At 43.8% G+C, this 19,655-nt stretch carries 20 protein-coding genes; 5 read left to right on the forward strand and 15 right to left on the reverse strand.

Translation table 11 applies throughout. The annotated features are described in order from the left end of the window. Positions 1-45 precede the first annotated feature (45 nt). Together BM161_RS10610 and BM161_RS10615 are read left to right on the forward strand one after the other, a co-directional pair. Positions 46-615, forward strand: a complete 570-nt coding sequence (locus BM161_RS10610) for a helix-turn-helix domain-containing protein (protein WP_074931124.1) — start codon at positions 46-48, stop codon at positions 613-615. Next, on the forward strand, positions 546-1,433 hold the full coding sequence (locus BM161_RS10615) for an IS3 family transposase (RefSeq protein ID WP_083425697.1): 888 nt from the start codon (positions 546-548) through the stop codon (positions 1,431-1,433). The genes BM161_RS10610 and BM161_RS10615 overlap by 70 nt, the downstream gene beginning before the upstream one ends. Before the next feature lie 54 nt (positions 1,434-1,487). Here BM161_RS10615 and fliE read toward each other — a convergent pair whose 3' ends face one another. The 4 genes from fliE to BM161_RS10635 all read right to left on the reverse strand — a co-directional run bounded on the left by fliE (position 1,488) and on the right by BM161_RS10635 (position 3,701). Continuing rightward, positions 1,488-1,880: a flagellar hook-basal body complex protein FliE gene (fliE, locus tag BM161_RS10620; protein ID WP_074932550.1), complete on the reverse strand. Its 393-nt coding sequence runs from the start codon at positions 1,878-1,880 to the stop codon at positions 1,488-1,490. A gap of 31 nt (positions 1,881-1,911) precedes the next feature. Then, a complete protein-coding gene (flgC, locus tag BM161_RS10625; RefSeq protein WP_074640066.1) occupies positions 1,912-2,370 on the reverse strand; it encodes a flagellar basal body rod protein FlgC in 459 nt (152 codons plus the stop codon). A 47-nt stretch (positions 2,371-2,417) separates the two neighbouring features. Then, positions 2,418-2,834, reverse strand: coding sequence for a flagellar basal body rod protein FlgB (gene flgB, locus BM161_RS10630; protein ID WP_074932551.1), 417 nt, complete (start codon positions 2,832-2,834; stop codon positions 2,418-2,420). Positions 2,835-2,993: 159 nt separating this feature from the next. After that, the gene (locus tag BM161_RS10635; RefSeq protein WP_074932553.1) at positions 2,994-3,701 is read right to left on the reverse strand and encodes a PrsW family glutamic-type intramembrane protease; all 708 of its coding nucleotides are present in this window, start codon (positions 3,699-3,701) and stop codon (positions 2,994-2,996) included. A gap of 134 nt (positions 3,702-3,835) precedes the next feature. Between BM161_RS10635 and BM161_RS10640 the strand changes: the two genes are divergently transcribed. The 3 genes from BM161_RS10640 to BM161_RS10650 are packed head-to-tail and all read left to right on the forward strand — an operon-like array spanning position 3,836 to position 6,834. Then, positions 3,836-5,020: an iron-containing alcohol dehydrogenase gene (locus BM161_RS10640; RefSeq protein WP_074932555.1), complete on the forward strand. Its 1,185-nt coding sequence runs from the start codon at positions 3,836-3,838 to the stop codon at positions 5,018-5,020. A 12-nt stretch (positions 5,021-5,032) separates the two neighbouring features. Next, a complete protein-coding gene (locus BM161_RS10645) occupies positions 5,033-6,031 on the forward strand; it encodes an NAD-dependent epimerase/dehydratase family protein (RefSeq protein WP_074932556.1) in 999 nt (332 codons plus the stop codon). Positions 6,032-6,087: 56 nt separating this feature from the next. After that, positions 6,088-6,834 carry an SDR family NAD(P)-dependent oxidoreductase gene (locus BM161_RS10650; protein WP_074932558.1) on the forward strand — a complete coding sequence of 249 codons (747 nt, stop codon included), beginning with the start codon at positions 6,088-6,090 and terminating at the stop codon, positions 6,832-6,834. 94 nt (positions 6,835-6,928) lie between these two features. Here BM161_RS10650 and hslU read toward each other — a convergent pair whose 3' ends face one another. The 11 genes from hslU to BM161_RS10705 form a co-directional block, all read right to left on the reverse strand. Beyond that, positions 6,929-8,455, reverse strand: coding sequence for an ATP-dependent protease ATPase subunit HslU (hslU, locus tag BM161_RS10655; protein WP_074932559.1), 1,527 nt, complete (start codon positions 8,453-8,455; stop codon positions 6,929-6,931). A gap of 3 nt (positions 8,456-8,458) precedes the next feature. Further along, positions 8,459-9,004: an ATP-dependent protease subunit HslV gene (gene hslV, locus BM161_RS10660; protein WP_074932561.1), complete on the reverse strand. Its 546-nt coding sequence runs from the start codon at positions 9,002-9,004 to the stop codon at positions 8,459-8,461. A 421-nt stretch (positions 9,005-9,425) separates the two neighbouring features. Then, positions 9,426-10,325 (reverse strand): tyrosine-type recombinase/integrase, encoded by a 900-nt coding sequence (locus tag BM161_RS10665; RefSeq protein WP_074932562.1) that lies wholly within the window; start codon positions 10,323-10,325, stop codon positions 9,426-9,428. 61 nt (positions 10,326-10,386) lie between these two features. Continuing rightward, positions 10,387-10,674 carry a hypothetical protein gene (locus BM161_RS10670; protein ID WP_074932564.1) on the reverse strand — a complete coding sequence of 96 codons (288 nt, stop codon included), beginning with the start codon at positions 10,672-10,674 and terminating at the stop codon, positions 10,387-10,389. 189 nt (positions 10,675-10,863) lie between these two features. Then, on the reverse strand, positions 10,864-11,283 hold the full coding sequence (locus tag BM161_RS10675) for a DUF1667 domain-containing protein (RefSeq protein ID WP_244882802.1): 420 nt from the start codon (positions 11,281-11,283) through the stop codon (positions 10,864-10,866). Next, complete coding sequence (locus BM161_RS10680) at positions 11,280-12,566, reverse strand: NAD(P)/FAD-dependent oxidoreductase (protein WP_074932565.1); 1,287 nt, start codon at positions 12,564-12,566, stop codon at positions 11,280-11,282. Before BM161_RS10680 ends, BM161_RS10675 begins: the two co-directional genes overlap by 4 nt. Positions 12,567-12,579: 13 nt before the next feature. Then, entirely contained in the window at positions 12,580-14,034 is a 1,455-nt protein-coding gene (locus tag BM161_RS10685; protein ID WP_177206236.1) for an NAD(P)/FAD-dependent oxidoreductase, read from the reverse strand. Positions 14,035-14,042: 8 nt separating this feature from the next. Beyond that, on the reverse strand, positions 14,043-15,542 hold the full coding sequence (gene glpK, locus BM161_RS10690; RefSeq protein WP_074932569.1) for a glycerol kinase GlpK: 1,500 nt from the start codon (positions 15,540-15,542) through the stop codon (positions 14,043-14,045). Between the two features lie 167 nt (positions 15,543-15,709). Next, positions 15,710-17,833, reverse strand: a complete 2,124-nt coding sequence (gene topA, locus BM161_RS10695) for a type I DNA topoisomerase (protein WP_074932571.1) — start codon at positions 17,831-17,833, stop codon at positions 15,710-15,712. Positions 17,834-17,867: 34 nt separating this feature from the next. Then, the gene (locus BM161_RS10700) at positions 17,868-18,947 is read right to left on the reverse strand and encodes a DNA-processing protein DprA (protein ID WP_074932572.1); all 1,080 of its coding nucleotides are present in this window, start codon (positions 18,945-18,947) and stop codon (positions 17,868-17,870) included. Further along, entirely contained in the window at positions 18,928-19,647 is a 720-nt protein-coding gene (locus BM161_RS10705) for a tetratricopeptide repeat protein (protein WP_074932573.1), read from the reverse strand. The genes BM161_RS10700 and BM161_RS10705 overlap by 20 nt, the downstream gene beginning before the upstream one ends. Positions 19,648-19,655 lie beyond the last annotated feature (8 nt).

Here is a 19,655-nt window from a genome sequence, read left to right on the forward strand (position 1 = left end):
TGATATGTACCCCTTTTACTGGACAAAAGTAAAAGGGGTATTTTTATGCGCTACACATTAGAGTTCAAGCTTAGATGCATTGAACTTTACAAACAAGGAATCTGGGTTGAAACACCAGAAGGAATAAAAGATCCACAAGATTTCCATAAGATGATACGTCGATGGAAAAGGATAGAAGAACATAAAGGAATAACAGCATTACATCATAAGTCTCATAAAAAACAATGGACGCCAGAAGAACGATTTAATCTTGTCTCAAAAGTCTTAGCAGGAAACTCTATTCAAGAAACGGCATGTAATGCAGGTATAGCTTCAGGCCTGCTTCATAAATGGGTTAAAAAATATAAAGATAACGGTTATGATGGATTAAAGAGCATTTCAATAGGACGTCCAAGGAAAAATCCAGTTATGAAAAAAAAATCAAAAAACACGAAACCTCTTACAGAAGAAGAACGAGATGAACTATTACGGTTACGAAATGAAAATGAATATCTGAAAGCAGAGAACGAAGTAATAAAAAAATCTATAGCCTTGAGACACGCAGAATGGGACGAACATCTCAAGGCGAAAAAGCAAAAGTCCTCAAAGAACTCCAAGAAAAAGGATACCGATTAAGGTATCTTTTAAAAGCTGCAAAAATGTCAAAATCGACATATTACTTTGAAATAAGCAAAAAGGATGTTATTGCTGAAAAAAATGTCGCTATGGCACAAGAAATACTGGAGATTTTTACAGAAAACAAAGAAAGATATGGCGTACGTCGTGTTTACAGAGAACTTCTAAACCGTGGCAAAACTGTAAACCACAAACGAGTTCAAAGAATAATGCATTCTCTGGGACTATTTGGAAAACGACCAAAAGAAAAGTATCATTCATACAAAGGGGAAGTTGGAAAAATTGCTGCTAATCTAATTAACAGGGATTTCAGTACAACTGCGCCCTTTCAGAAATGGACAACTGATGTTTCACAGTTTAATTTTTCCTGGGGCAAATGCTACATCTCTCCAATTCTTGATATGCATACAAACGAGATAATTTCTTATGATTTATCATTAAGTCCAAACATGGAACAAGTAAAACGAATGTTGGATAAAGCTTTTAAAAAATTCCAAAGAGTTAATGGCCTTATTTTTCATTCTGATCAGGGATGGCAGTATCAGCATATTTATTACAGAACGAGATTGATTAATCATGGCGTTATTCAATCTATGTCTCGTAAAGGAAATTGCTATGACAATTGCATTATGGAAACTTTCTTTGGACGTTTGAAAAATGAATTGTATTATGGACATGAAAAGGATTTTAAATCTTTTGAAGAATTTTCTGTAGCAGTTGCAGAATATATAGACTATTATAACAATAAGCGAATACAGGCTAAAACAAAATGGATGCCTCCCGCAAAATACAGGGAAGCATCCATTCATTCGGCCTAATTCATAATATGTGTCCAGAATTATGGGTACATATCACTTGATTCGGGGTCTATTTTATCTAGTAGTAGTAATTTCATTCCATCCTGTAACAAGACGGTCAATAACTGTCTGCGCAAGGTTCAGGCTCTGGCGTGCCTTTGCCATTGCAATTGTTACATCATGGATATCAACATCATCAGGATCTGTAATAAGCTTTTCCTGAACGGCAGTAACATCCAGCTGCTGGCTGTTTACTGTGCTCAAGGCATCAAGAAGATATGACTGAAATGATTTTGACTGGCCGGCTGGCTGAATAGATGCAGCTTCTGTAGTTTTGTCTGCCTTATGAATCTTTTCAATTGGCGACATACCTGGAACATTAGTTGTGAGCGGCTGAATCTTTCCCTGTCCAAAATGAGCTTTATCTGTGCGCACCATCTGCAAGGTGCCGAAATCTTGAATCTTCATATTTCCCTACCCATTTATTATTCTACACCGGTTATCGTCCGATTTCAAGGGCAGCTGAGAACATATCTTTTGCACCGTCAACAACTGTTGCGTTTGCTTCGTATGCTCTTGAGGCAGAAATCAAATCTACCATTTCATTTACAATATTTACGTTAGGATATTCTACATAACCTTTGTGAGGGCCACTCTGATATGCATCAGGATGTGTCGGGTCATAAACAAGACGTCCCTCAGAAGTATCTTTTGTAATCTCTAAAACCTTAACTCCCTTTCCAGGACCATTATCCAGGCTTGAAGGTGTGAAAGGTGTTCTCCACTGAGGATTTGCATCTGCAACAGGACGCATTACTACAGTAGATTTTTTGAATGGACCGCCGTCCTGTGTACGTGTTGTTGAAGCGTTTGCGATATTATCAGAAATTACATCTGTTCTGAGTCTTTCAGCAGCCATTCCGGTTGCCGCAATATTTATACTAGTGAACATTCCCATAGTCTAGATCTCCTTAATTGTGGTTTCGACAGGCTCAACCACCGTGATTACTTCTTCATCGCTGTGCTGACCTGATCAAACTCGAAGCTTGTGAGCTGGGTGAGCATGCGGTACTGCATCTGAATCTGGAGGATATTGTTTGCTTCAGTTTCTGCATCTACGTTATTGCCGTTTGCCTTTGCTGTAGTTGTATAATCAAGTACACGGTGAGGCTGAACATCACGGTAATCATAAGGTACATTTACCTGAATGTGGCGGGAATCAGTGGTTGTAAGATGAAAAGCGTTCTGAGCTTCTTTTTCAGAATCAATAGCACGCTTAAGTTCGCTTTCAAAGTTTACTGTTGAACGCTTAAAATTTGGAACCTCACTGTTTGCAAGGTTATTTGCTGTAACCTGATAGCGCAATGAAGTTACGTCCATTTCACGCTGAAGCAGGTCAATTGAACGGGTGAAACTGTTCATGGCAGTTGTATCCTCCTGAGGGACAACTGACAAACGGACGTGTCAAGGCTTTAAGCGAAGCGTGCCTTGACGCGGACGTATATCGCTGTCCATTTTGTTTACATCTAGTTGATTTTCGGAATCTGGAGGAAAAGGTTTAGTGAATTTTATCAGAAAGATTTACAGGCGCCTGTCTGTTCGGAATTCATGTTTAATAACACGCCATGCAAAAAAATCAAGCAGAATTACATAAATATAGAAAATAGACTGATAGCCGAGCTGCGAAACCTGTTCTGAAAGCAGGAAATCATAAGCCCCATGAATCAGCATTGGAATACACAGTGAAAAAAGCTTACAGAATCTCATTCTATTTAGTTTTCCGTGCAGCCAGAAATTTTTAGCACGGCTGAGCCAGTAGCCCATAAAAACACCAAAGGTAGCGTGGCCCGGAATGGCAAAAATTGCGCGGCCAATAGAAACGCCGGTACCATAACTTATGATATACAAAATATTTTCCAGTGCGGCAAATCCAAGAGAAGCAGAAACCGCATAAACAATTCCGTCATACCTGAAATCAAAATTCTTGTTTTTCCATACTATGAGCATAAGGACGAGCCATTTTGAAAACTCTTCTACAAGCGCAACTCCAACAGTATTTTCCATCCAGGCAAACTCAATTGTTGCCGGGTCGTAATACTCACTAATGAAAGCAATAAGAAAACGTTCTGCACCGGCACAAGGAATCGAGAAAATGGCACCAAAAAGAACTACCTTAAGAACAAATCCAAGAGGTTCACGCTCATTTCTATCAAGCAGATATACATAACGCAAAATCAAAAAGACCGGAAGCAAGGCCGGAATCAGAATAAAATACAAAATAAGCTTCATAACCTCTATTTTATGCCATTTTCTGATTTTTTGCATGGTTATTTAAAAATATAGTTTTATACAATTTAATTAGAGATGATTTATTTTTGATTTTATGAAAATCGGGGTAAAATTAATGTGGAGGAAATAAATCAATGGATAATTTTACATTTTACAGCCCAACTAAGTTTGTTTTTGGAAAGGATACTGAGCAGCAGGCCGGTGCGCTTGTTCGCGAGTTTGGAGGCAGCAAGGTTCTGCTTCATTTTGGCGGTAAATCTGCTGAGAAATCCGGTCTGCTTGGAAGAGTTCGTGAGTCTCTGAAAGGGGCCGGCGTTGAATTTGTAGAACTCGGTGGTGTTCACCCTAATCCTCTTGATGACCTTGTTTACGAAGGAATTGATTTGTGCCGTAAAAACGGTGTTGATTTTATACTTGCAGTAGGCGGCGGTTCTGTAATTGACAGTGCCAAAGCTATTGCAATCGGTGTTTGCTATGACGGAGACTTCTGGGATTTCTACAGCGGAAAAGCTGCTCCTAAAAAGGCGGTTCCTGTTGCTACAGTTCTTACAATTGCGGCAGCCGGAAGCGAAGGTTCTGGTGACTCAGTAATCACTAAAAAAGACGGCATGGTAAAACGCGGAACTGGCGGCGAATGTATCCGTCCTAAGTTCTCTATTTTGAATCCGGCATTAACACAGACTCTGCCTGCATACCAGACAGCGTGTGGTGCAACAGATATTATGGCTCACGTTTGCGAGCGTTACTTTACAAACACAAAGAATGTAGAAACTACCGATCGTTTGTGTGAGGCTGTTTTGATGGCTATGATCCACGAAACTCCAAAGGTAATTGCTGACGCAAATGATTATGAAGCCCGCGCTAACATCATGTGGGCCGGAATGGTTGCCCACAATAACATCGTAGGTGTTGGACGCGACCAGGACTGGAACAGCCACGGAATTGAGCATGAATTAAGCGGTCTTTACGACTGTGCTCACGGTGCAGGTCTTGCAGTTATCATGCCTTCATGGATGGATTTTGTTTATAAGCATGACGTAATGCGTTTTGCACAGTGGGCAACACGCGTTTGGGGCTGCAAGATGGATTTTGCAGATCCGGAAGCAACAGCCCGCGAGGGTATCAAGCGTTTCCGCGAGTTCCTTCACAGCATTGGTATGCCAATTAATTTTGCTGAGCTTGGTGCAAAAGAAGAAGACATCCCTACTCTCGTAAAAAAGTTCGGCTTACCAGAAGGCGGAAGAACTGGCGGATTTGTAAAGCTGAGTTCTGAAGATATTGCTGAGATCTACAAAATCGCCGCAAAAGCAAGTCTCTAATCCGGAGGAAATATGAAAGCATTATTCATCGGCGGAACCGGTACAATCAGCATGGCTATCTCAAAGCTGCTGCTGGAAAAAGGCTGGGAGCTGTATCTTATTAATAGAGGAAACCGTAATAACGACGAGCGCCTTAAGGGTGCGCATTTTATTACTGTTGATATAAATGATGAGGCTGCGGCTGCAGGAAAGCTTGCCGGAATGCAGTTTGATGTTGCCTGTGATTTCATCGGCTTTGTGCCTTCACAGCTTGAGCGTGACTACCGCCTGCTTAAGGGCAAGGTTCGTCAGTTTATGTACATCAGTTCTGCATCGGCTTATCAGAAACCTTGTGGAAACTACATGATCAGCGAGAAAACACCTCTTGCAAATCCGTACTGGGAATACTCCCGCAATAAGATTGCCTGCGAAGATTATCTGATGAAGCTTTATCGTGATGAGCAATTCCCTGTTACTATTATTAGACCGAGCCACACTTATGATGAGCGCTCGGTACCTCTTGGAGTTCACGGCAACAAGGGCAGCTGGCAGGTTGTAAAACGCATCAAAGAAGGAAAGCCTGTGATTATTCATGGAGATGGAACAACGCTTTGGACAATCACTCACAATTCTGATTTTGCTAAGGGCTTTGTTGGTCTGATGGGAAACATTCACGCTATCGGTGAAGCCGTTCAGATTATGAGCGATGAAAGCGTTACCTGGAATCAGATTTATCAGTGTATTGCAGCATCGCTTGGTGTTGAACTTAAGCCGGTTTATGTTTCTTCGGCATATCTTGCAGCACATTCTGATTATGACTTTACAGGAAGCCTTATTGGAGACAAGGCAAACTCCGTTGTATTTGACTGCAGTAAGTTGAAGTCTCTTGTACCAGATTTTGTTGCAACAAAACGCGCAGACCAGGGAATCAGAGAGACAATAGAATACGTTCTCGCCCACCCCGAATGCCAGACCGAAGACCCGGACTTCGACAAATGGTGCGATGAGATAATCAGTAAGGTCGGTGGTTGAGCCTGCGGTCCCTGAGCCTGGTCGAAGGGTCGAAACCACCAAAAGGAGACAAACAAATGGTTAATGTTAAAGGAAAATGGGCGCTGGTTACCGGTGCAAACCGAGGAATCGGATATAGAATCGCAAAGTTTATGGCCAGCAAAGGCTGTAACCTGATTTTGCACAGCCGCTCACTTGAGCATACTGCAGAAATTCTCGCAGAGGTTCGCGCAATGGGCGTTGAAGCCTACGACGTTGCCGCAGAACTCTCAGACATTTCTCAGGTAGAAGCAATGATGAACGAAATTGAAGAACGCGGAAAGCCGGTTGATATTCTTTTCAACGACGCCGCAGTTCAGATTGCTTACCGCACAGACTATTACAAGACACCCGCAGAAGATTACACAAAGAGCTTTGTAATTAACACAATCGCTCCAATGATGCTCTGCTACCGCTTTATTCCAAAGATGATTGAACGTGGCTGGGGCCGTGTAATCAACACAACAAGCGGAATCCGCAACGAACCGGAACAGGCCGGCTACAGCGCAAGTAAAGCAGCCCTCGACAAGGTAACAAGTGACCTCGCCGGCAAACTCGACGGCACAGACGTCTGCATCAACTTAGCAGACCCAGGCTGGTGCCGCACCGACCTCGGCGGTCCAAACGCCCCAAATGATCCTGACAGTGTAATTCCTGGTATCGTAGTCGGCGCATTTGTAGATGATAAGAAGAGTGGAAGATGGTTAGGCGCCCAAGATTTTGCTGGTCTCACGCTGGAAGAAGCAATCCAGAAGGCAGCAGCCTTCCCTCAGCTGTTCAAATAGAAATTGATTTTGTTCTAAAAAATAAAGACCACGGAATTGCGGGTCCCAGCGACGGCAATTCCGTGGTCTTTATTTTTTATTGACTGTACTATTTCTACAGTATATATCTGCTTAAATCCTGATTCTGGCTGATGCCTTCAAGTTTGCTATCGACATACGCTGCATCAATCTTAATTGTCTCACCTGCATGCTCATCAGCTTCAAAGTTGATATCTGCAAGAACCTTTTCCATGATTGTGTGGAGGCGGCGTGCACCAATATTCTCGGCGCTCGAATTAACCTCTTCTGCAACCACACTCATACGATCCAGAGCGTCTTCTGTAATGTCGAGTTTAACACCTTCAGTTTCAAGCAGTGATGTGTACTGCATAATCAGACTGTTCTTTGGCTCGCTGAGGATGCGCTTGAAATCTTCTTTGTGGAGTGAATCAAGCTCAACACGCAATGGGAAGCGGCCCTGAAGTTCAGGAATCAGATCACTTGGAGCAGCAACGCTAAAGGCTCCGGCAGCGATAAACAGAATGTGTGTTGTATCGATTACGCCGAACTTTGTGTTTACGTTACTTCCTTCTACGATTGGAAGGATATCGCGCTGAACACCTTCGCGGCTTACATCCTGTCCGTGGCTTTCACCGTGAACAGCTATCTTATCAATTTCATCAATAAAGATAATTCCGCTCTGTTCGACTCGCTTCTTTGCTTCGTCGGCAACCTTGTCGTGGTCTACCATATTATCGAGAACTTCTTCTGTAAGAATCTTGCGGGCTTCCTTTACTGTAACAGAGCGCTTTTTACCGCGGCCCTGACCGTTCATCATATTAAGGATTCCCTGCATGCTGTTCTGAAGATCGTCAATGCTGCCGCCGGCAATGATTTCCATGTTAGGCATTCCCTGAGGACGATGAACAACCATGTCTACTTCACGGTCTTCGAGTTTACCTTCGCGGAGCATCTGGCGGAACTTTTCACGTGTATGATTTTCTACAGCTTTTTCTGCAGACTCTTCATCTGCCTTCTGCTGTTCAGCAGCTGCCTGATTTGCAGCATTTAGTGCTGACTGCATATCTGCGGCAACCTTGTTCAAATCAATTGTAATTTCATTTGCACTTGGCTGACTCAAAAATCCGAGTGGCTTAACTTCTGATTTATCGCCTTCGCCGTCAGCTTTCTTTTTGTCGCCCTTGCCGGTTCCTGGCAAAAGAAGATCAAGAAGGCGCTCTTCTACAACGCTTACAGACTTCTCACGAAGCTGATCTTCCATCTCTGCCTTAACGTCATTGTAGCCTACGGCCATAAGGTCGCGGATCATGCTTTCAACGTCACGGCCAACATAACCAACCTCGGTGTATTTTGTAGCCTCAACCTTTAAGAAAGGAGCACCGCAGAGTTTTGCAAGACGGCGTGCAATTTCTGTTTTACCACAGCCAGTTGGTCCAATCATCAAAATATTTTTTGGAGCAACTTCATCGCGGATTTCTTCCGGCAGCTTAAGGCGGCGGAAGCGGTTACGAAGCGCAACCGCAACGGCACGCTTAGCCTTTTCCTGTCCGATGATATATCCGTCGAGTTTTTCTACAATCTGTTTTGGTGTAAGTTCTGTTTTATTTTCGATATTTTCCATGTGCTATTCCAATGTTTCAATCGTCAGATTCTGATTTGTGTAAATACAGATGCTGCCGGCAATATTCAAAGATCTCTCCGCAATCTCCTTAGCGCTCAAATCAGAAGAATCAAGATAAGCAAGAGCCGCAGAGTAAGCGTAGTTACCGCCGCTGCCAATCGCAATCGCATCGTGCTCAGGCTCAATTACGTTACCGTCGCCGCTAATCAAAAGAATCTGTTTTTTGTCGGCAACAAGGAGCATAGCCTCAAGTTTCTGCAAGGTACGGTCTGTACGCCAGGCCTTAGCAAGCTCAACAGCCGAGCGCATAATATCTCCGTTATATTCCTTTACCTTAGCTTCAAAGCGGTCAAGCAGTGTAAACGCATCAGCAACACTACCCGCAAAACCGGTGAGAATCTTTCCATCATAAATCTTTCGAACTTTGCGAGAATTTCCCTTACAAACTGTCTCGCCCAAAGTGCACTGGCCGTCTCCAGCCATAGCAACCTGTCCATTTCTGCGCACAGCAAGAATAGTTGTGCTTCGAATCTTAGTCTTATTTCCCATGAGTTAAAATATAATGATTTAGACGTCAAAGGGCAAATAAAAAATAGCTAGAAAAAAGATTTGAATCGTATAAAAACAGATATTTTTTCGCGAAAGTTCCGTCAAAAACTTGGATTATGCGATTTTTGACGGATAAATTCTGTGATTTTTCTTTGTAAATCCGGCGTTTCTTCCGTCAAATCTCTTCATAAGCAAGTTTTTGACGGAAACAAATAAAGTTTTTTGCTTTAATTACAGGAAATCTTAATAAAATCACTGAAAACATTCCGTCAAAACAAACATACAAAGCCTTTTTGACGGAACTTTCTGTTTTTTAGACTTCTTCTATCATCTTTTTATTCCGTTAAAGCTAATCATTTCCTTTGTTTTGACGGAAAATTCCATAACTAAACACAGATTTCTTTTCAACCAACTTAAACACTTACGAATGCGGATGAGCCTTATTGTAAATATCAATAAGTTTTTCAGTGGTGATGTGAGTATAGCGCTGAGTTGTGCTGATTGAACTGTGGCCAAGCATCTCCTGAACCATGCGCACATCCGCCCCATTCCCCAGCATAGTTGTTGCAAAAGTGTGGCGGAAAGCATGCGGATTCACATGTCTGTTCGTTCCTTCCACCCCAGAGTATCTGTTCAAAATGTAGCGCAGCCCACCGGTCGTAAGCGCTCCACCCTTCTGATTAATAAATAATTCCCGCGGCACCGGATCCACTTTATTTTCCGCCAGTATCTTTTTCCTATCCGTAAGATATTCAGCCAGTGCCTTTCTGGCCTCGATATCAAAATAGACCTTGCGCTGCTTATTACCCTTTCCAGTAACAATTGCCGAGCGGCCGCCATCCATAAAATCAGAAATCTTAAGGCTTACAATTTCGCTTGCACGACAGCCCGAAGAATACAGCATCAGAAAAAGCGCATGGTCGCGGCTCTTCCACAAAAGCTCATCCTTAACAGGCTCGTCGCAAATCTCCCCTACCTCGGCGGAAGTCATAAAATTCGGCATACGCTTTGGCAGCTTTACAGTCTTCATTTCCAGCGAAGGATTTTTCTCTACATACCCAAACTTTTTCGCATAAGCAAACAGAGTACGCACGGCGGCAATAAACCTGTTCACAGTAGCCGCCGACTTATTCTCCGCAGAAAGCCGTCCGATACAAAGCATAAGATTTTCACGAGTTATAGAAGTAACATCCAGTTCCGGCGTCAGAAACTCCTGCAGCTGGGCAAGGTCGTTGCCATAGCCCTTAACAGTATTCTCAGAAAGCCCCCTCACAGCAGAAAGATAAAGAAGAAATTCATCTGTAAGCTCGCGTAAAGTCATACTTAAATTATCGGCAGAATTTCCGGATTTTGAAACCTAGCGAAGATTCAGAATAATTGTTTTATCGCGGAATTTCAAAATGACCTGGTAACATAAAGACAAATAAGAAAACTCCTTCAATAATATAAATAGCGATAAAAAGAGCAGGATTCTCTTCATAATAATCATCAGCTTCTTCTGGGATAAAATGAACAATTATCATTACGACAATCGGTAACCCAATTAAAACAGGAATTTTTTCTAAATAACCAATAAGATTGAAACCAAATTTAGAAATAAGTCCCATAATATCTAAGATAAAGAGGAATACCATTGCACAAAGAATTCTTTCATGTTCATGCTTTGCCATATAATTTTATTATAACGAAATTTTCAGTTGTTGTAATCTGTAAAAGAACAATTGATTCATACCTGGACAGACGCGCAATTCTTCCCAATAATGATAAACGTTAATCCCCAAAGAGATAATATAGTATTGCATGAGTATCTAACAAATACTTTATTACATATACTCCGCAAAATCTTCAAGGGGCTCATCTCATATTTTTTCCACATCCGCACAGGCTATTACGTTTATGCCGGTTCCAAGCAGGTCGTACAGAAGTATGTCGCCGCGTTTTACAGGGGCTCGGCAGCTTGCTCGACGTACAACTTCCATGCACTGCAGCAGGCTTGCCTTTGGAACTTCGCCGGCGGTTTTTACCGGCACCACAGGCAGCACGCCTCCATTAACTTTTATTGTTGTTGTGAGGGTGCGGGTTGGATTCTGCAGTTCTTTTGATGCATATTGTTCCCCACGTTTGCAGCCATTATCTTTTACTGCTGTGACTTTTTTGTGGCCACTGGCGTCTGTTTCTACCGTTACTTCCATTGAACAGCCCATAGGGCAGATTATGCAGGTAAGAGGGATTTTTTCGCGGCGGATTTCGCCTGATGTCTGATTTGTATTTTCCATCATTCTGCTACCTCCTGTGGAAGCTGGATTGAAACGGTGATGTCGCCGCCGGCACTTTCTATCTGATTTGGGGCAAGTTCAACAACCTGCATTTCACCGGGGCGCACAACCTTTTTTCTAACTGATTTTAAGACCTCGTTGCCGCTGGAAACTTCAACGTAAACATCCTTATAAACATCTGTTACTCGGAACATAATAGAAACATTTCCGTCCTGAGCGCGTGACTCAATGTACTGAGGCACGGTGTAGCGCACGCGGTTTCCGGGGCGCAGTATGATTTTTTCTCCACTCGCTGTGATTTTTCCCTGAACATATTTTGCGGCATTTTCACCGGCACGAAGGCTTTCTGCTGTTACAAAATCTACAAGATCATGAACATGCACTGTATTTCCACAGGCAAAAATGCCAGGTACAGAAGACTGCATGTGCTCATTTACAACAGGGCCGCTGGTTGCAGAATCAATTGCGATTTTACAGCCGGATGCAATTTCGTTTTCAGGAATCAAACCAACCGAAAGAAGCAGTGTGTCGCATTCAATAAACTCTTCTGTTCCGGCAATAGGCTTACGGTTAGAATCAACTGCCGCAACAGTTACTCCTTCAACACGCTCCTTTCCATGAATCTGAACAATTGTGTGACTGAACTTCAGCGGAATATTAAAGTTTTCAACACACTGAACAATGTTACGACGAAGACCTGAACTGAAAGGCATAACCTCGCAGACAAGCTTTACCTCAGCTCCTTCCAGAGTAAGGCGACGTGCCATAATCAAACCAATATCACCCGAACCAAGAATTACAACCTTACGGCCTGGCATATATCCATCGATATTTACAAAGCGCTGAGCCGCACCCGCAGTAAAAATACCGGCAGGTCTTGTACCAGGAATAATTAAAGCACCGCGGGTTCTCTCACGACAGCCAGTCGCAAGCACAACAGCCTTAGCCTTAATGTGCATAAGACCATCTACAGTGTTGATTGCAGTAACTCTATGCCCCTGCCCTGGCGTACTTTCCTTTTCCACCTCCAGCACCATGGTATCAGTTTTATATTCAATACCAAGCTGATTTACTTCATCAGAAAAACGAGCCGCATATTCAGGACCTGTAAGCTCTTCACCAAAATAATGAAGACCAAATCCGTTATGAATACACTGAAGCAGAATTCCTCCGATTCTTGTATCACGCTCTAAAATCAAAATGCTGTCTGTACCAGCCTTCTTTGCAGCAATTGCCGCCGCCATTCCGGCAGGGCCGCCGCCAATTACAACTATATCGTATTCCATAATCACGCCCCACCTATCTTGTTTTTCCAGTCAAAACATAAGAACAGCCGCCATTCTTTCGAACGTCTGTCATAGGGATTCCAAGCTCGCGGCTCAAAATCTCAGTTACACGTGGAGAACAGAAACCGCTCTGGCAGCGTCCCATTCCGGCTCTTGTACGGCGCTTAACACCATCAAGATCCACAGCTCCTACAGGAGACTTAATTGCCGCAACAATCTCGCCCTCGGTAATCATTTCGCATCGGCAGATGATGCGACCATAAAGCGGATTATTTTCAATCAGCTGTGCACGGCGCTCATCATCAGCATCTTTAAAAGATTCAATTCCTTTGCGCACAGCCACAAAGTCGCGATTTGCTTCAAGCTTAACACCAAGAGATTTTTCAACAATTTCTCTTACATAAGATCCGATAGCAGGAGCCGCAGAAAGTCCCGGAGAACAGATTCCTGCAACGTTGATAAAGCCGTGAACCGCACTATCCTCTTCAATAATAAAATCATTTACCGGAGTTCCATCCTCGTTATAAGCAAGGGCACGAACACCCGCAAAAGAGTTTATGATATTTCTGCGAGGAATATCCGGAATTGTTTTTCCAGATTTTCTGAAAACCTCGTCCTGACCGGCAGCAGTTGTCTCTGTAGCTGACTTGTCGTTTCCATCTGCCGCTGTAGGACCAGACAGAATATTTCCATCCACAGTTGGAGTAACCAGAACACCCTTACCCATTTTGTCAGGAGTCTGGAACAAAGTATGACTTGCAAGATATGCACACTTGTTATCAAGCAGATAATATTCACCACGGCGAGGCACAATCTTAAACTTGCGGGCCCCAGCCATCTCAGAAACAACATCTGCATACAAGCCTGCTGCGTTTACCACACATTTTGCACTGATGTCAGTTTTTCCAGTTTTAATCACGAACAGCCCGTCAGCCTTTTCAATTCCATGAACCTCTGTTTCAAGGAAAAGCTTTACACCATTCATAACAGCATTTTCTGCAAAAGCCCAGGTTGCCATATAAGGACTTACAATACCTGCAGACTCTGCAAGCAGAGCACCGCATGCTTCTTCACTTACATTTGGCTCAAGCCGGTGCAATTCCTCGCCGTCAATAATGCGAAGACCTGGTACGCCATTCGACTGTCCACGTTCATAGAGCTTTTTGATATGCTCCATATCTTCTTCGCAAAAGCCGATAACCAGAGAACCGTTATTCTTATAATCAAAATGAAGTGACTGAGCCAGTTCTGGATACATAGCAGTTCCTTCAACGTTCAGCTTAGCCATTAAAGTTCCTGGCTTTGCATCAAAGCCCGCATGAATAATTCCCGAGTTCGCCTTAGAAGTTCCGCAGGCAACATCATCCGCCTTCTCAATCATGCAAACGTTCAGCCGGTACTTTGCGAGTTCCCTCGCAATGCACGAGCCCACAACGCCTGCACCAATAATTGCTATATCATAAATCATATACACCTCTACTCAGACCAGTGCTCAGCACGTTCCACGGCCTTCTTCCAGCCAGCGTACAACCGTGCGCGCTGTTCATCTTTCATAACCGGCTCAAACACGCGGTCAATTTTGTGGTGAGCCAGAATCTCGTCGCGGCTCTTCCAGAAGCCAGTTGCAAGACCGGCAAGGTATGCAGCACCAAGCGCAGTAGTTTCAACATTAGCCGGACGGCAAACCTTAGTATTCAAAATATCAGACTGGAACTGCATCATAACGTTGCTAACGCAGGCTCCACCGTCCACGTTCAGTGTATTAATAGGAGTACCCGAATCTGCAACCATAGTATCAAGCACGTCGCGCACCTCGTAAGCAATTCCCTCAAGCGCAGCACGGCAGATATGAGCCTTCTTTACACCACGTGTAAGTCCAACAATAGTTCCACGCGCATACATATCCCAGTAAGGAGTACCAAGACCAACAAAGGCAGGCACAAGGTAACAGCCATTAGAATCAGGCACGCTCTCAGCCAGGCGATCAATCTCCGGCGCGCTGGAAATCAGCTCCACTTCATCGCGAAGCCACTTAATTACAGCACCACCAATGAACACACTTCCTTCAAGCGCATACTCAATCTTGCCGTTCATACCAAGCGCAATTGTAGTCAAAAGTTCTTTCGAATGAACCGGCTCCGCTCCTGTATTCATAAGCATAAAGCAGCCTGTACCATAAGTGTTCTTAGCGTCACCCTTCTTAAAACAGCCCTGACCAAAAAGCGCTGCCTGCTGGTCGCCAACTGCAGAAGCAAGAGGTACTTCAAAACCACAAACCTCAGGATCTGTATTGCCGTAAACGCATGAAGAATCTCGAACCTCAGGTAAGAGTCCCTCAGGAATTCCCAAAAGCGAAAGAAGTTCCTTATCCCACTCAAGTTTGTAAATATTAAAAAGCATAGTACGGCAGGCGTTTGTGTAATCAGTTACATGCGCACGGCCACCGCTAAGCTTCCAGATAAGCCAGGTATCAATAGTTCCTGCAAGCAGCTCACCGCGCTCAGCACGTTCACGAACGCCAGGAACATTGTCCAATATCCATTTGATTTTTGTACCGGAAAAATATGCGTCAATGAGAAGTCCGGTCTTCTCGCGGATCTTGTCCGACCAGCCGTCTGCAATCAGTTTCTCGCAGTAATCGGCCGTACGACGACACTGCCAGACAACAGCGTTGTAAACAGGCTTTCCGGTTTTCTTATCCCAGATAACAACAGTCTCACGCTGGTTAGTAATTCCAATCGCGGCAATTTCGTCATGTCTGATTTCGTTTTCAATTAAAAGGCTCTGAAGCACCTTAAGCTGACACTTAAAGATTTCTTCAGCATCATGTTCAACCCAGCCTGGATGCGGATAAATCTGAGTAAACTCACGCTGTTTTGAACCAAGAGGCGAACCATTTTTGTCATAAAGAACCGCACGACAAGAAGTCGTCCCTTCGTCTAAGGCTATAACATATTTTTTATTAGAATTGCTCATACCATTATGATAGCATCACTATCAGTATAAAGCAAATTTTATTTTTATTATTTTTTGGGCGTGCCCGCCGCAAGCGGCGGTCGGGCTACTACAGGTTCCGCTATCGCTTCATTCCCGCTGCGCAGGAACGCTTCGCGCCTTCCGTATCCCTCACGCGTTGTTGATTATTATTCTTCGCCTTCTGCCGGCATCACCGCAGCTTCCTCACCGCTTGTGTGCAAGTAATCACAGTCCGGGTTAATACAGCTCTTGTAAGCACCATTCTTCTTGTCGAACTTTTCAACAAGGAACCAGCCGCACTTAGGACAGTACTGGTCAATCGGCTTAAAGTGACTGATGAAGGTACAGGTTGGATAATTTGTACAACCATAGAAAGCCTTACCACGGCCTTTTGTTTTGCGCTCAACGATTTCGCCGTCGCCGCAAACAGGACACTTAGCAAGTGGAATAGACTTAGTGTTATGACACTCTGGGAATCCGGAACATGCAAGGAAGAATCCAAAGCGGCCAAGTTTCTTTACCATTGGCTTACCACAGAGCTCGCAAACCTTGTCAGTCTGTTCATCAAGGAAGCCCTTAATACTTTCCTGATGTTCCATTACGTTATCAACAGTCTGCTTAAACGGACCATAGAAGTCTGCAATAATGTCATTCCAAACAAGTTCACCTTCTTCAACCTGGTCGAGTTCATTTTCTACCTTGGCTGTAAACTCTTCGTTAATTACAGCAGGGAATGATTCAACGAGAATCTTATTAATCATCTTACCAAGCTGAGTTGGAACCAGCTGCTTGTTACTGCGGGTTACGTAGTAGCGGTCAAGCAATACAGAAATAATTGTTGCATAAGTTGAAGGACGGCCAATACCTTTTTCCTCAAGCATACGAACAATAGAAGCATCTGTATAGCGTGCAGGTCCCTGAGTGAAATGCTGCTCCGGATGGAAGTTTTCTACATTCAAAGCCTCGCCTTCCTTCATAGCAGGAAGGGATGATGATTTTTCTTCTTTTGATGAAAGCAGCTTAATTACCTGATAGAAGCCCTTCTCTGCAATCTTACTTGCAGCAACGCGGAACAAAGCGTCTCCAGCTTCAATTTCAACAGAGGTAGTTACCATCTTTGCATTGTTCATCTGGCTAGACACAAAGCGCTCCCAGATGATTGAGTACAAACGGAACTGGTCGTGGCTCAAATATTCCTTTACGCTCTCTGGTGTGTAAGTTGCGTATGTAGGACGAATACCTTCATGGGCATCCTGAGCTGATTTTCCAACAGCATAGTGAATTGGTTCAGCAGGAAGTTCTGACGGATGATTTTTTGAAAGCCAGTCGCGAACATCTGCAAGAGCAGTTTCAGAAATACGTACAGAGTCAGTACGCATGTAAGTAATAAGACCGACATGATTTTCGCCAATCTGAATACCTTCGTAAAGCTGCTGAGCAATCTGCATAGTCTTGCGTGAAGTAAAACCAAGACGGTTAGCAGCTGCCTGCTGAAGCTTTGAAGTTGTAAACGGTGGCTTAGGGCGAACAGTTTTTTCAGTCTTTTTGATTGATGAAACTGTACAAGGAGAGTTTTTGATTTTCTCAATGATTTCGTTTACGGCTGCCTCGCTCTTAAGTTCTGGCGCCTCTCCGTTATATTTTACAAGCTGAGCTGTAAAAGAAGATTTTCCCTTAGTGAAGTCCGCATCAAGTGACCAGTATTCCTCTGGTAAAAAGTCTTCAACTTCTTTTTCGCGCTCACAGATAAGGCGGAGTGCTACAGACTGAACACGACCTGCAGAAAGACCATTCTTTACCTTTACCCACAAAAGCGGGCTCAGATTATAACCTACAAGGCGGTCAAGAACACGGCGTGCCTTCTGAGCATTTACCTTAGATTCTACAATTTCACCAGGATGCTTTACAGCTTCTGTGATTGCAGTAGGAGTGATTTCGTTGAAAACAATTCGGCTGATTTTTGCATCAGTTTTATCGCGCAGAGCACGGTTCAAATGCCATGCAATAGCTTCTCCTTCGCGGTCGTTATCGGATGCGAGAAGGACAGCTTCTGATTTCTTTGCTTCCTTCTGGAGTTCTTTAAGTAATTTTGCTTTTCCGCGCACTGTAATGTATTCAGGCTGGAATCCGTTTTCAATATCAATAGCCATTCGAGACTTAGGAAGATCAATAAGATGACCTACAGAAGCTCTAACCACGTAGCCAGGCCCAAGATACTTTTCAATAGTGTGTGCTTTAGTAGGAGACTCTACAATTACGAGAGTCTGAGGAGTTTTAGTCTTTTTAGCCATAACAAAATCCTTGTAACAAAATCCTTTAAAAGTCTTATGTAAATAATTCCCCCTGAACAGGAGGCGTACTGCGTAAACCCGGCGGTTCTGCCAGAGCGACACAGTAATCTTTATAATCTTTTATCACCGGGGCTCCTGCAGAAAGGAACTTTTCCGGTGTATTTTCCATTTTATACTTGCTTACCCGGCCTGTGGCGAAACTCTTTTCCAGATCGTCGCGTACAACTTCAGATATTCTGGAAGCCGCTTCACCAAACGCCGCCTCATGAAACATTACGTCGCGGCCGTCCTCAAGGGCAAAGTCTGCCGTTATAAGCGCTCCGCTACCCGTCGGCGCTTCAATCACAACCGTAGCTTCCGAGAGCCCCGCAACAATCCGGTTCCGTGCAATAAACTGCCACTTTCCTGCCGGCGCGCCCGGACCGTACTCGCTCACCAGGCAGCCCCCGCTCTGAAGCACCGCCGCGGCCAGCCTCTTATTCGAATACGGTACAATATTGTCTATACCGCTCGGCAAAACCGCAATCGTGTGTCCCAGCACGGCACAACGATCAATCGCGCCATCACGCAAAGTTGCATCACCACGCTCAGCCGCATCATAAAAGGCATCAATCGCTCCAAGATGCGCGTAAGAATCCGCCCCACCGGCAAGCCCGCTTACAACGTTACAGCCGTCCAGAGTTGCCTCATGTGCAAAACTCCGTGCAGCCACACGCCCCGCCTGACTCAATCTTCTTGTTCCTACAACAGAAACGCACCGTCCGCTAAGCAGCGACGCATCTCCGCGTACAAAAAGACAAAACGGAGGATCAGCTATCTGCCGTAAAGGCTCAGGGTATCCCTCATCGTAATGAAAAAGAATTTTTATCCCAAGACGCTCGCACTGGCAGGCTTCAGCCTTTGCCATACGCAGGTTTTCGGAACCGTTCCAGACGGCCCGAGGTTTCTCTCCGCATTCAGCAAGTTTAAATATTTCTTCTATAGACTGTAATGCAAGCGAATAAGGACTGTCAAGTTTTTTTAGTAAATTTTTTTTCTGATTAAAATCAAGAAATGAAATTCTCGCTACAGAAAGGCCCAGAATCAGAGTATCATCAGTTAGAATATGCTGCATCTAAAACTGTTTTCTTGTTCTCCTCTGCGGTTGCTTTTTTCTCGGCGGATTTTGTGGTGTTTATGATTTTATCGTACATTGCGGCAGACTTTTCAAAATCATAATTTGAATAATATGCTCTAGCAAGTACAAACATTGCGTCAATATTTTTAGTATCGATTGAAAGAACTTTTTCCAGGTGAGGAATTGCCTTTGCAGGCTCATCAAGTTCAAACACATACAGCACGCCAAGTCCGTATAAGGCACGCACATATCTGTCTTCAATCTGTATTGCACGAAGGTAGGCTTCTTCAGCAAGCTTAAGGTAATTATATTTTACCTCTGTACTTCCGCTTCCTCCAAAGTCCATTGCGGCATGCGACATATAGCCCGCACACACACCTACATAATAATATAAATTCTGATTGTTTGGATAGTACTGAAGGGCCTCCTGAAAGCATTTTAAGGCCTCTCCATACATTTTCTGATCAAGATATCGTGTTCCAAGGATTTTATACCAGATTCCAATCTGACTCTGTGCCAGCTGAATATCTGCTACTCTTTTCTGATATTTTTCAATTGCATCCTTAAGTTCTTCAACAGTTGTCGGGCTTTCAACACCTTCTTCAAGATGCTGCTGACGGATTATCTGCTTGTTTGATACACGGCAGGAACTAAATAAAACAGCTGCCAGTAAAACTAAAGGAATACATTTTTTCATATCAGATT

The organism is Treponema bryantii, from assembly GCF_900113965.1.
Classification (GTDB): Bacteria; Spirochaetota; Spirochaetia; order Treponematales; family Treponemataceae; genus Treponema_D; species Treponema_D bryantii_A.

Bases quoted from the DNA above. Each gene is read 5' to 3' on its own strand.
- hslV (WP_074932561.1), bottom strand. From the start codon at position 9,004: ATGGGAAATAAGACTAAGATTCGAAGCACAACTATTCTTGCTGTGCGC.
- fliE (WP_074932550.1), bottom strand. From the start codon at position 1,880: ATGAAGATTCAAGATTTCGGCACCTTGCAGATGGTGCGCACAGATAAA.
- BM161_RS10705 (WP_074932573.1), bottom strand. From the start codon at position 19,647: ATGAAAAAATGTATTCCTTTAGTTTTACTGGCAGCTGTTTTATTTAGT.
- topA (WP_074932571.1), bottom strand. From the start codon at position 17,833: ATGGCTAAAAAGACTAAAACTCCTCAGACTCTCGTAATTGTAGAGTCT.
- BM161_RS10665 (WP_074932562.1), bottom strand. From the start codon at position 10,325: ATGACTTTACGCGAGCTTACAGATGAATTTCTTCTTTATCTTTCTGCT.
- BM161_RS10610 (WP_074931124.1), top strand. From the start codon at position 46: ATGCGCTACACATTAGAGTTCAAGCTTAGATGCATTGAACTTTACAAA.
- BM161_RS10635 (WP_074932553.1), bottom strand. From the start codon at position 3,701: ATGAAGCTTATTTTGTATTTTATTCTGATTCCGGCCTTGCTTCCGGTC.
- BM161_RS10670 (WP_074932564.1), bottom strand. From the start codon at position 10,674: ATGGCAAAGCATGAACATGAAAGAATTCTTTGTGCAATGGTATTCCTC.
- BM161_RS10685 (WP_177206236.1), bottom strand. From the start codon at position 14,034: ATGATTTATGATATAGCAATTATTGGTGCAGGCGTTGTGGGCTCGTGC.
- flgC (WP_074640066.1), bottom strand. From the start codon at position 2,370: ATGGGAATGTTCACTAGTATAAATATTGCGGCAACCGGAATGGCTGCT.
- hslU (WP_074932559.1), bottom strand. From the start codon at position 8,455: ATGGAAAATATCGAAAATAAAACAGAACTTACACCAAAACAGATTGTA.
- BM161_RS10675 (WP_244882802.1), bottom strand. From the start codon at position 11,283: ATGATGGAAAATACAAATCAGACATCAGGCGAAATCCGCCGCGAAAAA.
- BM161_RS10645 (WP_074932556.1), top strand. From the start codon at position 5,033: ATGAAAGCATTATTCATCGGCGGAACCGGTACAATCAGCATGGCTATC.
- BM161_RS10700 (WP_074932572.1), bottom strand. From the start codon at position 18,947: ATGCAGCATATTCTAACTGATGATACTCTGATTCTGGGCCTTTCTGTA.
- BM161_RS10615 (WP_083425697.1), top strand. From the start codon at position 546: ATGGGACGAACATCTCAAGGCGAAAAAGCAAAAGTCCTCAAAGAACTC.
- glpK (WP_074932569.1), bottom strand. From the start codon at position 15,542: ATGAGCAATTCTAATAAAAAATATGTTATAGCCTTAGACGAAGGGACG.
- BM161_RS10640 (WP_074932555.1), top strand. From the start codon at position 3,836: ATGGATAATTTTACATTTTACAGCCCAACTAAGTTTGTTTTTGGAAAG.
- BM161_RS10650 (WP_074932558.1), top strand. From the start codon at position 6,088: ATGGTTAATGTTAAAGGAAAATGGGCGCTGGTTACCGGTGCAAACCGA.
- flgB (WP_074932551.1), bottom strand. From the start codon at position 2,834: ATGAACAGTTTCACCCGTTCAATTGACCTGCTTCAGCGTGAAATGGAC.
- BM161_RS10680 (WP_074932565.1), bottom strand. From the start codon at position 12,566: ATGGAATACGATATAGTTGTAATTGGCGGCGGCCCTGCCGGAATGGCG.